16 protein-coding genes and 1 tRNA gene are annotated in these 13160 nt (G+C 69.1%); 7 read left to right on the forward strand and 10 right to left on the reverse strand.

The window, feature by feature from the left end; all coding sequences use genetic code 11:
* The first annotated feature begins 185 nt into the window (after positions 1 to 185).
* From ACIA8F_RS33205 to ACIA8F_RS33215, 3 genes are all read left to right on the forward strand, one after another.
* Positions 186 to 827, forward strand: coding sequence for an HNH endonuclease signature motif containing protein (locus tag ACIA8F_RS33205; protein WP_399384431.1), 642 nt, complete (start codon positions 186 to 188; stop codon positions 825 to 827).
* Positions 824 to 1327 (forward strand): HNH endonuclease, encoded by a 504-nt coding sequence (locus ACIA8F_RS33210; protein WP_399384433.1) that lies wholly within the window; start codon positions 824 to 826, stop codon positions 1325 to 1327. The genes ACIA8F_RS33205 and ACIA8F_RS33210 overlap by 4 nt, the downstream gene beginning before the upstream one ends.
* A gap of 48 nt (positions 1328 to 1375) precedes the next feature.
* A tRNA-Leu gene (locus ACIA8F_RS33215) sits at positions 1376 to 1448 on the forward strand.
* 52 nt (positions 1449 to 1500) lie between these two features.
* On the opposite strand, the gene rdgB is transcribed toward ACIA8F_RS33215, so the two are convergent.
* The 4 genes from rdgB to ACIA8F_RS33235 all read right to left on the reverse strand — a co-directional run bounded on the left by rdgB (position 1501) and on the right by ACIA8F_RS33235 (position 3976).
* Entirely contained in the window at positions 1501 to 2127 is a 627-nt protein-coding gene (gene rdgB, locus ACIA8F_RS33220; protein ID WP_399384434.1) for an RdgB/HAM1 family non-canonical purine NTP pyrophosphatase, read from the reverse strand.
* 131 nt (positions 2128 to 2258) lie between these two features.
* A complete protein-coding gene (locus tag ACIA8F_RS33225) occupies positions 2259 to 2645 on the reverse strand; it encodes a hypothetical protein (protein ID WP_399384435.1) in 387 nt (128 codons plus the stop codon).
* A 129-nt stretch (positions 2646 to 2774) separates the two neighbouring features.
* On the reverse strand, positions 2775 to 3506 hold the full coding sequence (rph, locus tag ACIA8F_RS33230) for a ribonuclease PH (RefSeq protein ID WP_399384437.1): 732 nt from the start codon (positions 3504 to 3506) through the stop codon (positions 2775 to 2777).
* A 116-nt stretch (positions 3507 to 3622) separates the two neighbouring features.
* On the reverse strand, positions 3623 to 3976 hold the full coding sequence (locus ACIA8F_RS33235; RefSeq protein ID WP_399384439.1) for a glucose PTS transporter subunit EIIB: 354 nt from the start codon (positions 3974 to 3976) through the stop codon (positions 3623 to 3625).
* Between the two features lie 165 nt (positions 3977 to 4141).
* Between ACIA8F_RS33235 and ACIA8F_RS33240 the strand changes: the two genes are divergently transcribed.
* Together ACIA8F_RS33240 and ACIA8F_RS33245 are read left to right on the forward strand one after the other, a co-directional pair.
* Positions 4142 to 5443, forward strand: a complete 1302-nt coding sequence (locus ACIA8F_RS33240) for a PTS transporter subunit EIIC (RefSeq protein WP_399384440.1) — start codon at positions 4142 to 4144, stop codon at positions 5441 to 5443.
* Between the two features lie 367 nt (positions 5444 to 5810).
* Positions 5811 to 7082: a PTS transporter subunit EIIC gene (locus ACIA8F_RS33245; protein WP_399384442.1), complete on the forward strand. Its 1272-nt coding sequence runs from the start codon at positions 5811 to 5813 to the stop codon at positions 7080 to 7082.
* 102 nt (positions 7083 to 7184) lie between these two features.
* Here the strand turns inward: ACIA8F_RS33245 and ACIA8F_RS33250 are convergent, their stop codons facing one another.
* Positions 7185 to 7937: an MBL fold metallo-hydrolase gene (locus ACIA8F_RS33250; RefSeq protein WP_399384444.1), complete on the reverse strand. Its 753-nt coding sequence runs from the start codon at positions 7935 to 7937 to the stop codon at positions 7185 to 7187.
* Positions 7938 to 8132: 195 nt separating this feature from the next.
* Here ACIA8F_RS33250 and ACIA8F_RS33255 point away from each other — a divergent pair, with 195 nt between their 5' ends.
* Both ACIA8F_RS33255 and ACIA8F_RS33260 read left to right on the forward strand, forming a co-directional pair.
* The gene (locus ACIA8F_RS33255; protein WP_399384445.1) at positions 8133 to 8561 is read left to right on the forward strand and encodes a hypothetical protein; all 429 of its coding nucleotides are present in this window, start codon (positions 8133 to 8135) and stop codon (positions 8559 to 8561) included.
* 44 nt (positions 8562 to 8605) lie between these two features.
* Positions 8606 to 8893: a DUF488 domain-containing protein gene (locus ACIA8F_RS33260; protein WP_399384447.1), complete on the forward strand. Its 288-nt coding sequence runs from the start codon at positions 8606 to 8608 to the stop codon at positions 8891 to 8893.
* Positions 8894 to 9369: 476 nt separating this feature from the next.
* Here the strand turns inward: ACIA8F_RS33260 and ACIA8F_RS33265 are convergent, their stop codons facing one another.
* The 5 genes from ACIA8F_RS33265 to ACIA8F_RS33285 form a co-directional block, all read right to left on the reverse strand.
* A complete protein-coding gene (locus ACIA8F_RS33265) occupies positions 9370 to 10320 on the reverse strand; it encodes a PLP-dependent cysteine synthase family protein (protein WP_399384449.1) in 951 nt (316 codons plus the stop codon).
* On the reverse strand, positions 10320 to 10607 hold the full coding sequence (locus ACIA8F_RS33270; protein ID WP_399384451.1) for a MoaD/ThiS family protein: 288 nt from the start codon (positions 10605 to 10607) through the stop codon (positions 10320 to 10322). The genes ACIA8F_RS33265 and ACIA8F_RS33270 overlap by 1 nt, the downstream gene beginning before the upstream one ends.
* 91 nt (positions 10608 to 10698) lie before the next feature.
* Positions 10699 to 10806 carry a putative leader peptide gene (locus ACIA8F_RS33275; protein ID WP_385372366.1) on the reverse strand — a complete coding sequence of 36 codons (108 nt, stop codon included), beginning with the start codon at positions 10804 to 10806 and terminating at the stop codon, positions 10699 to 10701.
* Positions 10807 to 10904: 98 nt separating this feature from the next.
* Positions 10905 to 11327, reverse strand: coding sequence for a Mov34/MPN/PAD-1 family protein (locus ACIA8F_RS33280; protein WP_399384453.1), 423 nt, complete (start codon positions 11325 to 11327; stop codon positions 10905 to 10907).
* Positions 11328 to 11412: 85 nt separating this feature from the next.
* Positions 11413 to 12834 carry an amino acid permease gene (locus tag ACIA8F_RS33285; RefSeq protein ID WP_399384455.1) on the reverse strand — a complete coding sequence of 474 codons (1422 nt, stop codon included), beginning with the start codon at positions 12832 to 12834 and terminating at the stop codon, positions 11413 to 11415.
* Positions 12835 to 13160: the final 326 nt, after the last annotated feature.

Below are 13160 nucleotides of genomic sequence, written 5' to 3' on the forward strand. Positions count from 1 at the left end.
TCCAGGCCTTCGACATCGCCTTCGACGGACGCCTCACCAACAACCGAATCTGAGCCTACAAACCAACCCAGTTACACCGAAAACTTTACAGACCCTTTATCGGACGAAATCAGCCGTAACCGTCCGACTATCGGTCCGTTGCTCCGTACGAGGGCCGCACGTGTGGCCGAGAAATGGAGGGGACGATGCCGATCAGCCCGTACACGAGGGAGCGCCTCACGGAGGCGGCAAGTGCGGCACGCACGCTGACGGAAGCCCTGGTGCAGCTGGGGGTCGATCCGAAGAGTCCGACGAGGCGGTATCTGCACGACCGCATGCGGAAGCTGGGCGTGGACGTATCGCACTTCGAGAGGGAGGAGGCCCTCAAGTGGACGAAGGAGATCCTGACCGAGGCCGTCGCAGCATCGACGAACATGTGCGAGGTACTGAGGCACCTGGGCCTCGAAGTCGTCGGTGGCCACCACACCCACATCAGCCGGCGAGTGAAGGCATTCGGCATAGACACCTCTCACTTCAAGCTGCCGTCTCCGGCGGGGCGCCCCAAGGTCCGGCGAACACCGGAAGCAATCCTGATCAGGCAGGGTGACGCCGACGCCCGCCGGATGCAGAGCGAGCACCTCAAGTCCGCGCTGGCCTCGCTCGGGGTTCCCGAGCTGTGTGCGATGTGCGGCATCGAGCCGACCTGGCAGGGCTACCCGCTGCCGCTGGAGGTGGACCACGTCGACGGCGACTGGCGCAACAACCAGCGGGAGAACCTCCGGCTGGTCTGCCCGAACTGCCACTCGACTACGGACACGTACCGCGGCCGTGGCAAGAGGCGTGGATGAGCGACTTGGAACGAAGGAGCTACGTCAAGCGCGTCAAGCCGGACGGGGCCACCCTGCGTGAAGCGGTCGCGTCATCGCTCTCCCTGGCCGAGACCCTAAGACGCCTGGGCAGGCCCGTGTCCGGCAGCCAGAATGAAGCTCTCAAACAGTGGATCAGCGAGGACGGCCTCTCGACGGCACACTTCCTCGGACAAGCCCATCAACGTGGCAAGCCGGGTACCACGCCCCTGCGGACTGCCGTGAGCATCCTCGTCAAGCACGATGGGAAACAGCGCACTCGCACCCAACTCCTACGACGCGCATTGTTCGAGATCGGCGTTCCAGAGCTCTGCGCCATGTGCGGAACACCTCCCGAGTGGCGAGAACGTCCAATGACCCTGGAGGTCGACCACATCGACGGCAACTGGAGAGACGACCGCGCCGACAACCTGCGGCTGCTCTGCCCCAACTGCCACTCAGTCACCAGCACGTGGTGCCGCGGTGGACGACACAATCGCTAATCCCGCTTCCCGGATACGGCACGGTGCGCAGTAGAGTGTCCATGGCTCGCGCCCGTACGCGACCTGGTTAGCGGTGGTCTTTAGGTGGCCACGTATGTCGGTTCGAATCCGACCGGGCGTACTGCTCAAGACGCGGCCGGGTTCCCCGATAGGGGGAACCCGGCCGCGCTGCGTCAGCCCAGCAGCTCCCGTACCGCCGGGACCAGGGCTCGGAAGGCCTGGCCCCGGTGGGAGATGGCGTTCTTTTCCGCCGGGGTGAGTTCCGCGCAGGTGCGGGACTCGCCGAGGGGCTGGAGGATCGGGTCGTAGCCGAAGCCGCCCGTGCCCGACGGGGTGTGGCGCAGGGTGCCCAGGAGGCGGCCTTCGACGACGCGTTCCGTGCCGTCGGGGAGGGCGAGGGCGGCCGCGCAGAAGAAGTGGGCGCTGCGGTGGGTGTCGTCGATGTCGCCGAGCTGGGCCAGGAGGAGGGCGAGGTTCGCGGCGTCGTCGCCGTGGGCGCCGGCCCAGCGGGCCGAGAAGATGCCCGGGGCGCCGTTCAGGACGTCCACGCAGAGACCCGAGTCGTCCGCGACCGCGGGGAGTCCCGTCGCGCGGGCCAGGGCGTGGGCCTTGAGGAGGGCGTTCTCGGCGAAGGTGACGCCGGTCTCCTTGACGTCCGGGATCTCCGGGTACGCGTCCGCGCCGACCAGCTCGTGCGGCAGGCCGGCGTCGGACAGGATGGCGCGGAGTTCGGTGACCTTGCCCGCGTTGCGCGTGGCGAGGATCAGGCGGCTCGGGGAGCTGGGCGGGGGCGTCGTCATGACGCCATTATCCCGGCGCCGCGCGTGGGCCCCGGCCGGGATCAGCCCGGTACCGGGCCCGGGTCGGGCCCGGATCAGCCCGGGCCCCCCGGCCGGCATCAGCCCCGGATCAACCCGGGCCCCGGCCCGGATCAGCCCGGGGTGCAGACCTTCGAGATCTCCTTCGCCGCGTCGGCGACCGGGGTGACGTCGGGGGTCGCGGTGCCGCTCTCGATGGAGGTGCGGACGTTCTGGACGGCCGTGTTCATCGAGGCGATGGCCTTGCTCAGGTCGGCGTTGTCCGTCTGGTCGCCGACCTTCTTGAGGTTGGCCTCGATCGCGTTGAGCGCGTTCTGGGCGTCCTGCGGGCTGTTGCCGGCCTGCGAGACCGCCTGCTGGAGGTCGTTGGCGCCGTCCGTGATGGCGACCGCCGTGCTCGCGCAGTCCATCGCGGTCGAGATCGCGTCGCAGGAGGTGATCGCGGGTATGGCGAGCGCTGCCGTCAGGGCGACGGCTGCCAGGCGGTACTTCGGCTTCACTTCGGCCCCCAGGAGGATGCAACGGATGAGGTTGCGACGGATGCAGGTACGTGGACGGGTGCACGGCTTCGACGCCGTGCACCCGTATGCCAGGAGACGCGCGGACGGGCCGCGCGGTTGCCACGGACCCTAGAGAGTGAGCTCCAGGGCGCCGAGCTGCAGGGTCTCCAGATCGGCGCAGCCGCCGGCGGCGAGGTCGAGGAGGGCGTTGAGCTCCTTGCGGTCGAAGGGCTCGCCCTCGGCGGTGCCCTGGACCTCGACGAAGCGGCCGTCGCCGGTGCAGACCACGTTCATGTCGGTCTCGGCGCGCACGTCCTCCTCGTAGCAGAGGTCGAGGAGCGGGACGCCGTCGACGATGCCTACGCTGACGGCGGCGACGGTGCCGGTGAGGGGCTTGCGGCCGGCCTTGATGAGCTTCTTGCCCTGGCCCCAGGAGATGGCGTCGGCCAGGGCCACGTAGGCGCCGGTGATGGCCGCGGTGCGGGTGCCGCCGTCGGCCTGGAGGACGTCGCAGTCCAGGACGATGGTGTTCTCGCCGAGGGCCTTGTAGTCGATGACGGCGCGCAGCGAGCGGCCGATCAGGCGGGAGATCTCGTGGGTGCGGCCGCCGATCTTGCCGCGTACGGATTCGCGGTCGCCGCGGGTGTTCGTGGCGCGGGGCAGCATCGAGTACTCGGAGGTGACCCAGCCTTCGCCGCTGCCCTTGCGCCAGCGCGGGACGCCTTCGCTGAAGGAGGCGGTGCAGAAGACCTTGGTGTCTCCGAAGGAGACGAGGACGGAGCCCTCTGCGTGCTTGCTCCATCCGCGTTCGATGGTGACCGGGCGGAGCTGTTCGGGCGTACGGCCGTCGATGCGAGACATGGCACCGAGCCTAGCCGGTGCGCGGGAACGAGAAGACCCCGTCCGGGTGCGTCCGGTCGGGGTCCTGTCGTACGTACGGGTGCGCCCGGGGGCGCGTGCGAGCCGGTGGGCTCAGCTCACATCATGTCTTCGATGTCGGCGGCGATCGGGTCGGCGTCGGTGCCGATGACGACCTGGATCGCGGTGCCCATCTTGACGACGCCGTGGGCGCCGGCGGCCTTGAGCGCGGCCTCGTCGACCAGGCTGGGGTCCTTGACCTCGGTGCGCAGGCGGGTGATGCAGCCCTCGACCTCTTCGATGTTGTCGATGCCGCCGAGCCCGGCGACGATCTTCTCAGCCTTGCTGGCCATGTGTTTCTCCCTGAGTTCTACGAAGAACGAGTCCGACTGACATCCGGCGCCCGGCGTCTGCACGCCCGTCGCCCGACCGACCGTCCAACCAGGGCGGTCCGCTTCGTCACGGTAGCCCACGATTGGCCCAGCTACGCGGGCACATGCCCGGTCTCTGCCGAATGATGATGATCAGCATCAACCTGCCCTCAAGGCGGGTGAAATGCGACCGCAACACAAGTGGTCTACACCAGTGTGCCGCAAGTGTCGCGACTGCCAAAAACGGGCCGGTCAGGGAGGACGCGGATGAGCGCGAGCAGCGCCGCAGCAGGGACACAGCCGAAGTGGTGGAACGGCTTGTTCCAAGGGCTGCAGAAGATGGGGCGGAGCCTGCAGCTGCCGATCGCCGTGCTGCCGGCGGCCGGCATCCTGAACCGGCTCGGCCAGGACGACGTGTTCGGCAAGGACGGCCTGGGCTGGACGGACGTCGCCAAGGTGATGGCGGCGGCGGGCGGCGCCCTGCTCAACGCGGACATCGGTCTGCCGCTGCTCTTCTGCATCGGCGTCGCGATCGGCCTGGCCAAGAAGGCGGACGGCTCGACCGCCCTCGCGGCGGTGGTCGGGTTCCTGGTCTACCGGGCCGTGCTGCACGCCTTCCCCAAGTCCTGCCCGGAGGGGACCAAGGACATCAAGGGCGCCTGCCTGGGGGCGGGCGACGCCTTCGTCGAGTACACCTACCAGAACCCGGGGGTGTTCGGCGGCATCGTCATGGGCTGGCTGGCCGCCTGGTTCTGGATGCGCTACCACCGGGTCAAGCTGGTCGACTGGCTCGGCTTCTTCAACGGCCGCCGGCTGGTGCCGATCATCATGACCTTCGTGGCCATCGTGTTCGCCGTGGTGTGCCTGTGGATCTGGCCGCCGATCGGTGACGCGCTGGAGAGCTTCTCGGACTGGCTGGTGGGCCTGGGGTCGGTGGGCGCCGGCATCTTCGGCCTGGCGAACCGCGCGCTGCTGGTGATCGGCCTGCACCAGTTCCTGAACGTGCCGGTGTGGTTCCAGTTCGGCAGCTTCACGAAGCCGGACGGACAGACGGTCCACGGTGACATCCCGATGTTCCTGGCGGGCGACCCGAACGCCGGGCAGTTCACCACCGGCTTCTTCCCGATCATGATGTTCGCGCTGCCCGCGGCGGCGCTGGCGATCACGCACTGCGCGAAGCCGGCGCGGCGCAAGGAGGTCGGCGGCCTGATGCTGTCGGTCGGCCTGACCTCCTTCATCACCGGCATCACCGAGCCGCTGGAGTACTCGTTCCTCTTCCTGGCGCCGGCGCTGTACGCCGTACACGCGGTGCTGACCGGTGTGTCCATGGCGGTGACCTGGGCGTTCGGGGTGAAGGACGGCTTCACCTTCTCCGCGGGCCTGATCGACTACGTCATCAACTGGGGCCTGGCGACCAAGCCCTGGATGATCATTCCGATCGGCCTGTGCTTCGCGGTCGTCTACTACGCCATCTTCCGGTTCGCGATCACCAAGTGGGACATCAAGACTCCCGGCCGGGAGTCCGACGAGGAGATCGTGGAGATGGAGGGGGAGAACACCAAGGCGTGACGCGGCGGGCCGCCGGCCGGTCCGGGAGGCAGGCGAACGCCCCGCGGGCGGCCCGCCGAACGCACCGCCCCGGAACGGCCGGACGCACCACCCCGGGGGCGCCGGAAGCCCCGCCCGCATCACCCGTTGGCACATGAGGCCTTCGGACCCACAGGGTCCGAAGGCCTTTGTCATGTATGCCCAACTGTGTCCTCCCCCACGGAAATGACGGGTTCCTTACGCAGACCTCACCGTGCTACAACTGGTCTACACCACTGAGTGGTGTAGACCACGTGGGCCTTTCGGCCCCGGGGTCCCCCGTTCCGAGACGCTGCCAATCCCCCGTTTTTCCACGTCCTGGCAGAGCCTTGTCCACTGGAGGAAGACCATGTCCACAGCCACCGCTGCGGAAAAGAAGAAGGGCGCTGGCGTGATGGCCGTCATGCAGCGCATCGGCCGGAGCCTCATGCTCCCCGTTGCGGTGCTGCCTGCCGGCGCGCTCCTGCTCCGCCTGGGCGCGGACGACATGCTCGGCGACAAGGACGTCTTCCCGACGTTCGTCCTCAAGATCGCCGGGTACATGGCCGCCGGTGGTGGCGCGATCCTCGACAACATGGCGCTGCTGTTCGCCGTCGGCATCGCGATCGGCTTCGCCAAGAAGTCGGACGGTTCGACCGCCCTCGCGGCCGTCACCGGTTACCTGGTCTTCCAGAAGGTGCTGGCCACCTTCACGGACAGCAACCTGCCCAAGGTCGCCAAGGTCGTCGGCGGCAAGATCGTCAACGTGGACGCCCCGGTCAACGCCGGTGTGCTCGGCGGCGTCGTCATGGGTGTCATAGCGGCCCTGCTCTACCAGAAGTTCCACCGGACCAAGCTGCCCGACTGGGCGGGCTTCTTCGGCGGCCGCCGCCTCGTCCCGATCCTCTCCGCCTTCGCGGGTCTGGTCACCGGCATCGTCTTCGGTCTCATCTGGCCGGTCCTCGGCGCGGGTCTGCACAACTTCGGTGAGTGGCTGGTCGGCTCGGGCTCGGTCGGCGCGGGCATCTTCGGTGTCGCCAACCGTGCGCTGATCCCGATCGGCATGCACCACCTCCTGAACTCCTTCCCGTGGTTCCAGGCCGGCTCCTTCGACACCCCGACCGGCGCCGTCCACGGTGACATCGGCCGCTTCCTCGCCGGTGACCCGACCGCCGGACAGTTCATGACCGGCTTCTTCCCGATCATGATGTTCGCCCTCCCGGCGGCCTGCCTCGCGATCGTCCACTGTGCGCGCCCCGAGCGCCGCAAGGTCGTCGGCGGCATGATGTTCTCCCTGGCGCTCACCGCCTTCGTGACCGGTGTGACCGAGCCCATCGAGTTCACCTTCATGTTCATCGCCCCGGTCCTCTACGCGATCCACGCGGTCCTGACCGGTGTCTCCCTGGCGCTGACCTGGGCCCTGGGCATGCGTGACGGCTTCGGCTTCTCCGCCGGTGCGGTCGACTTCGTCCTGAACCTGGGCATCGCGAACAACCCGTGGGGCCTGGTCGGCATCGGCCTCTGCTTCGCGGTCGTCTACTACTTCGTCTTCCGCTTCGCGATCACCAAGTGGAACCTGCCGACGCCGGGCCGCGAGTCCGACGAGGAGCTCGCCGAGCTGCTCAAGGCCGAGGCCAAGTAAGCGGTCCCGTACCGCACCCCGGTACGCAGGAAGCCCCCGCTCTCCCGGAAGGGAGGGCGGGGGCTTTCGCGTATCCGTACGGACGCAGGGGAAGCGCCGGGCTCAGACCTCGTACACCGCGCCCGTGTACGCCAGCTCGACCGGGCCCTCGTAGACCGCGCGGGCGTCGGCCAGGTTGCGTTCGGCGTCCGTCCACGGCGGGATGTGGGTCAGGACGAGCCGGCCGGCGCGCCCGGCCCGGGCGAACTCCCCGGCCTCGCGGCCGTTGAGGTGGAGGTCCGGGATGTCCTCCTTGCCGTGCGTGAAGGAGGCCTCGCACAGGAACAGGTCGGTGCCCTCGGTGAGCAGGCCCAGCTCGGGGCAGACGCCGGTGTCGCCGGAGTACGTCAGCGAGCGGCCGCCGTGCTCGACGCGGATCCCGTAGGACTCGACCGGGTGGCAGACCTTCTCGGTGCGGACCTGGAACGGGCCGATCTCGAAGGTGCCCGGCTTCAGGGTCCGGAAGTCGAAGACCTCGCTCATGGACCGCTCGTCGGGGACGTCCTCGTAGGCGGTGGACAGCCGCTTCTCGGTGCCCTCGGGTCCGTAGACGGGGATGGTGCCGCAGCGGCCGCCCTCATGGCGGTAGAAGCGGGCGACGAAGTACGCGCACATGTCGATGCAGTGATCGGCGTGCAGGTGGCTGAGGAAGATCGCGTCGAGATCGTAGAGCCCGATGTGCCGCTGGAGCTCGCCCAGGGAGCCGTTGCCCATGTCGAGGAGCAGCCGGAAGCCGTCGGCCTCGACGAGGTAGCTCGAACAGGCCGATTCCGCGGACGGGAACGAGCCCGAACAGCCGACGACGGTGAGCTTCATGGAGCGTGAACCTCCGTGGACGGTCCGTGGACGGAATGCGGGCCGTGCGTGGGTCGAGCGTAAGGCGCGAAACGTCCGGTCGCTCCTCCGCGGCAGGCCGTTGTGGGGCGAATCACCTGAGCTGTCACCCGGGGGAGCGACGGGGCGGAGCCGGGTTGCCGTGCCGGGGGCCCCGGGCGGGGCTACGGTCGGAGTATGGACACGTCCTGGTGGCCGGCGGTCGCCGCGGTGATGGTCGTGATCCTGCTGGTACTCCTCCCCCGGCGGGCGCGGCGGGAGCGGCGGGCCGCGGATCCGCCGCACGGACCGGGACCGCTGCCCCGGCCGGAGGCCGGTGAGCTGTGGTCCCTGGCGGACGGGCGGCCCGTCCTGGTGCTGGGCGTACGGGGCCACCGGGCGCGGATCGCGCGGATCACCGGGAAGTACGACGACCGGCGCGCCGGGGTGATCCCGCTGCCGCCGGGCGTCGTGGGATCACGGGGCGGGTTCCTGGAGGCGGACCGGGTGCGGGAGGTGTCGGTATGGGAGTTCGCGCGGGCGCGGCCACTGGGCACGGTGGATCCGGCGGTGTGGGACGAGGTGAAGGGGCTCGGGGGGCTCGGCGGACCGGGGTCGTCCGGCTGAAGCGGATCTACGATCCCCCGGAGCCGGAGCTCGACGGGGTCCGGGTGCTGGTGGACCGGCTGTGGCCGCGCGGGGTGTCGAAGGAGGCGGCGGGGGTCGACACGTGGGCGAAGGCGGTCGCCCCCTCGGGGGAGCTGCGGAAGTGGTTCCACGCGGGTGGGTCCGTGGCGGAGTTCCGGGAGCGGTACGCGGTGGAGCTTCGCTCGGCGGGGGCGGTGGCGGAGCTTGCGCGGCTGCGGGGGCTGGCTGCGGCGGGGCCCGTCACGCTGCTGACTGCCGTCAGGGATCCGGGGGCGAGTCACGCGGGGGTGCTGGCCGCGCTGTTGGGCTGACCCGGGCGGGCTTCTCGCCGCTGACCCGTCTGGACTGCTCGCCGGGCCGCGGCTGCGGTTGCCCTTCGGGTGCCGCTGCGCGGGGCCGTCCCCTACCCGCCCTTCCCCCGTTCCCCGGGCTCCGCCCGGACCCCTTGCCGCGTGCGGCGCCGTTCCCGGGGGCCAGCCCCCGGACCCCCGCTCCTCAAACGCCGGAGGGGCTGAAATTGCCCTACGGGCAATCCAGCCTGCGCCGGCCACATCCAGCCCCGCCGGCGTTTGAGGCGCGGGGTCCGGGGCGGAGCCCCGGGGAACGGGCGAAGGGCGGGTAGGGGACTTCGCCCCGCAGGGCCCGCCCAGCCGCACCCGCCCACCGGCCCCGCGCCGGGACGGCAGTGGCGGCAGCCCCGACCAGGCACCGCCGGACGGAGTCCGGCGCAGCGACGCGAAGCCCGCGCAGCGGTGCGAGCGGCGCGTCGAGAAGGAGTAGCAATGGGCTACGCCCAGAGCTGGCCCTGGAGGACTTCGATGGCTTCTTCCGTGGTGGCCGCCGTGTAGACGCCCGTCGAGAGGTACTTCCAGCCGCCGTCGGCCACGACGAAGACGATGTCGGCCGGCTCGCCCGCGGCCACCGCCTTGCGGCCGACGCCGATCGCCGCGTGCAGCGCCGCGCCGGTGGAGACGCCGGCGAAGATGCCCTCCTGCTGGAGGAGTTCCCGGGTGCGGGTGACCGCGTCCGCCGAGCCGACGGAGAAGCGGGTCGTCAGGACCGAGGCGTCGTACAGCTCGGGGACGAAGCCCTCGTCGAGGTTGCGCAGCCCGTAGACGAGGTCGTCGTAGCGCGGCTCGGCCGCGACGATCTTGACGCCCGGGACGTGTTCGCGCAGGTAGCGGCCCACGCCCATGAGCGTGCCCGTGGTGCCGAGGCCGGCCACGAAGTGGGTGATCGAGGGGAGGTCCGCGAGGATCTCCGGGCCGGTGGTGGCGTAGTGGGCGCCCGCGTTGTCGGGGTTGCCGTACTGGTAGAGCATCACCCAGGAGGGGTTCTGTTCGGCCAGTTCCTTCGCGACGCGGACGGCCGTGTTCGAGCCGCCCGCGGCCGGCGACGGGATGATCTCGGCTCCCCACATGGCCAGCAGGTCGCGCCGCTCCTGAGAGGTGTTCTCCGGCATGACGCACACGATCTTGTAGCCCTTGAGCTTCGCGGCCATGGCAAGGGAGATGCCCGTGTTGCCGGAGGTGGGTTCCAGGATCGTGCAGCCGGGGTAGAGCCGGCCGTCCTTCTCGGCCTGCTCGACCATGTGGAGCGCGGGGCGGTCCTTGATCGAGCCGGTCGGGTTGCGGTCCTCCAGCTTCGCCCAGATGCGGACGTCGTCCGAGGGCGAGAGCCGGGGCAGGCGTACCAGCGGCGTGTTGCCGACCGCGGCCAGCGGGGAGTCGTAGCGCATTACTTCGATCCGCCGGCTACGGCCGGGAGGATGGTGACGTTGTCGCCGTCCTTGAGGGCGGTGGAGATGCCGTCGAGGAAGCGGACGTCCTCGTCGTTGAGGTAGACGTTGACGAAGCGGCGCAGCTCGCCGCCCTTGGCCTCGTCGACGATGCGCTCCTGGATGCCCTTGTGGCGGGTCTCCAGGTCCGTGAACAGCTCGGAGAGCGTCGCGCCCGCGCCCGTGACGGCCTTCTCGCCGTTGGTGTAGGTGCGGAGGATGGTGGGGATGCGGACCTCGATGGCCATGGCAGGCTCCAGTCAGGATGGTGAAGGGAAGGCGGGCGAAGCGAAGCGGAGCAGGCGTGGGCCGCGCGGCCCGCGAGGGGGCCGGCGCAGCTCAGGCGGCTGTACAGATGGCGCTTGCGAGGCGGCACAGGTCGACGTGCAGCCGCGCCACAAGCAGCAGCCTGCTGGGCGTCTCGATGCTCACGTCGTGGGAAACCATGCGGTCATGTTAACGATTCCCGGTGCCTGGTTTGGAGTGTGATTCCGCATCGTGGACGGATATCTCTCACATACTGAGAAGTAGCCCCGCGCGGAGCCTCAGTAGGCCGCTACGACCTGCACTTCTTCCTCGGTGATCACGCCGTCGATGATCTTGTACGACCGGAACTGGAACTCCCCGAGGCCGTCCTCGTCCGCCGTGGAGACCAGGACGTAGTGCGCGCCGGGCTCGTTCGCGTACGTGACGTCCGTGCGCGAGGGGTAGGCCTCGGTCGCGGTGTGCGAGTGGTAGACGATGACGGGCTCCTCGTCCCGGTCGTCCAGCTCCCGGTAGAGCTTCAGCAGGTCCTTCGAGTCGAACTCGTAGAACGTGGGCGACCGGGCCGCGTTCAGCATCGGTACGAAGCGCTCCGGCCGGTCCGTGCCCGCCGGGCCGGCCACCACGCCGCAGGCCTCGTCGGGGTGATCCTGACGGGCGTGCGCGACGATCCGGTCGTACAGGTCCTGGGTGAGGGTCAGCATGAGCGACAGGATAAGCAGACGGGCCCTCCCGTACCGAGGAGTGGTACGGGAGGGCCCGAATCGTGGACAGGGGCCTTGCGGCGCCTCAGGAAGCCTTGGTGAAGGCGGCGCCACGCGGGTCGCGGGACTTCATCACCAGGTAGGAGACGCCCAGCAGCAGACCCCACAGCGGGGCGCAGTAGAGCGAGACCCGGGCGTCCTTGTCGATGCCCATCATCACGATGACCATGCCGATGAAGGCCAGGGCGAAGTAGCTCGTGTACGGGGCGCCGGGGGCGCGGAACGGGGACGCGGGCAGGTCGCCGCGGTCGGAGGCGGCGCGGTAGCGGATCTGGCAGACCAGGATCATGATCCAGGCCCACATGCCCGAGATGGTGGCGAAGGAGACGACGTAGTCGAAGGCCTTGCCGGGGGCGACGTAGTTGATCCAGACGCCGACGAGCATGAGCGCCGCCGAGAAGGTGGTGCCGACCAGCGGGGTGCCGCTCTTGGTGAGCTTGGTGAAGAACTTCGGGCCCTGGCCGTTGAGGGCGAGGTCGCGCAGCATGCGGCCGGTGGAGTACATGCCCGAGTTGCAGGAGGACAGGGCCGCGGTCAGGACGACGAAGTTGACGATCGCGGCGCCGACGCCGAGGCCCATCTTCTCGAAGGCGGCGACGAAGGGGCTGACGCCGGGCTGGAACTCGTGCCACGGGACGACCGACAGGATCATGATGAGCGCGCCGACGTAGAAGACGGCGATGCGCCACGGCACGGTGTTGATGGCCTTGGGCAGGGTCTTCTCGGGGTCCTTGGACTCGCCGGCGGTGACGCCGACCAGCTCGACGGCGAGGAAGGCGAACATCACGATCTGCAGGGTCATCAGCGTGCCGCCGATGCCCTTGGGGAAGAAGCCGCCGTCGCTCCACAGGTTGGAGACGGTGGCGGTGTCCGCGGCGTCGGAGAAGCCGATGGTGAGGATGCCGGCGCAGATCAGGATCATGCCGACGATGGCGGTGACCTTGACCATGGAGAACCAGAACTCCAGCTCGCCGAAGAGCTTCACGGAGATCAGGTTGGCGCCGTAGAGGATGACCGTGAAGATCAGCGCGTACGCCCATTGCGGGAAGCCGTCATGGGTCCAGTACGACATGTACTGCGCGGCGGCGGTGACCTCGGTGATGCCGGTGACCACCCAGAAGAGCCAGTAGGTCCAGCCGGTCACGTACCCCCAGAAGGGGCCGAGGAACTCCCGGGCGTAGTCCGAGAAGGAACCGGACACCGGGCGGTACATGAGGAGTTCGCCCAGGGCCCGCATGATGAAGAAGATGACCAGGCCCGCGATGGCGTAGGCCAGGATCAGGCTGGGGCCGGCCTTGGAGATGGCCTTGCCCGCACCCAGGAAGAGGCCGGTGCCGATGGCGCCGCCGATCGCGATCATCTGGATCTGGCGGGCGCCGAGTGCGCGGTGGTAGCCGTCGCCTTCGGTGGTGTCGTGCTGCTGCTCGTCGACCTGTACGGAGGTCATGTCTTGGTGCGCCTTTCTCCACGCCGACCCGCGCCACGCATGGCAGCGGATCGGGTCCTCGATCCCCCCGGATACGGATGGAGTTGCACGCCGGCGGTCAGCCGGTTCAAGCAGGCCGGGGGGCATGGGTGGCGCCCCGCGGCGGTCGTGAAGATTTATCACGTGCTTACGGGTGCATGAGGGCGGAAAATGTGACGCAGGCCGCAAAAAATTCGGGACATAGGTCCTGAAACAGATCAGGTCACCACATCGTGGTGACCTGATCGTTATCCGGATTTGAGCGTCCGCTGAGCGAACGGCGGACCTGCTTGAGGATGTTCAGGGGG

This window comes from Streptomyces sp. NPDC051563 (assembly GCF_044454225.1).
Classification (GTDB): domain Bacteria; phylum Actinomycetota; class Actinomycetes; order Streptomycetales; family Streptomycetaceae; genus Streptomyces.

What these genes read in the sequence shown, in the direction of transcription:
- ACIA8F_RS33205 (WP_399384431.1), top strand. Translation starts at nt 186, where the DNA reads ATGCCGATCAGCCCGTACACGAGGGAGCGCCTCACGGAGGCGGCAAGT.
- ACIA8F_RS33210 (WP_399384433.1), top strand. Translation starts at nt 824, where the DNA reads ATGAGCGACTTGGAACGAAGGAGCTACGTCAAGCGCGTCAAGCCGGAC.
- rdgB (WP_399384434.1), bottom strand. Translation starts at nt 2,127, where the DNA reads ATGACGACGCCCCCGCCCAGCTCCCCGAGCCGCCTGATCCTCGCCACG.
- rph (WP_399384437.1), bottom strand. Translation starts at nt 3,506, where the DNA reads ATGTCTCGCATCGACGGCCGTACGCCCGAACAGCTCCGCCCGGTCACC.
- ACIA8F_RS33240 (WP_399384440.1), top strand. Translation starts at nt 4,142, where the DNA reads ATGAGCGCGAGCAGCGCCGCAGCAGGGACACAGCCGAAGTGGTGGAAC.
- ACIA8F_RS33245 (WP_399384442.1), top strand. Translation starts at nt 5,811, where the DNA reads ATGTCCACAGCCACCGCTGCGGAAAAGAAGAAGGGCGCTGGCGTGATG.
- ACIA8F_RS33250 (WP_399384444.1), bottom strand. Translation starts at nt 7,937, where the DNA reads ATGAAGCTCACCGTCGTCGGCTGTTCGGGCTCGTTCCCGTCCGCGGAA.
- ACIA8F_RS33255 (WP_399384445.1), top strand. Translation starts at nt 8,133, where the DNA reads ATGGACACGTCCTGGTGGCCGGCGGTCGCCGCGGTGATGGTCGTGATC.
- ACIA8F_RS33265 (WP_399384449.1), bottom strand. Translation starts at nt 10,320, where the DNA reads ATGCGCTACGACTCCCCGCTGGCCGCGGTCGGCAACACGCCGCTGGTA.
- ACIA8F_RS33270 (WP_399384451.1), bottom strand. Translation starts at nt 10,607, where the DNA reads ATGGCCATCGAGGTCCGCATCCCCACCATCCTCCGCACCTACACCAAC.
- ACIA8F_RS33275 (WP_385372366.1), bottom strand. Translation starts at nt 10,806, where the DNA reads ATGGTTTCCCACGACGTGAGCATCGAGACGCCCAGCAGGCTGCTGCTT.
- ACIA8F_RS33280 (WP_399384453.1), bottom strand. Translation starts at nt 11,327, where the DNA reads ATGCTGACCCTCACCCAGGACCTGTACGACCGGATCGTCGCGCACGCC.
- ACIA8F_RS33285 (WP_399384455.1), bottom strand. Translation starts at nt 12,834, where the DNA reads ATGACCTCCGTACAGGTCGACGAGCAGCAGCACGACACCACCGAAGGC.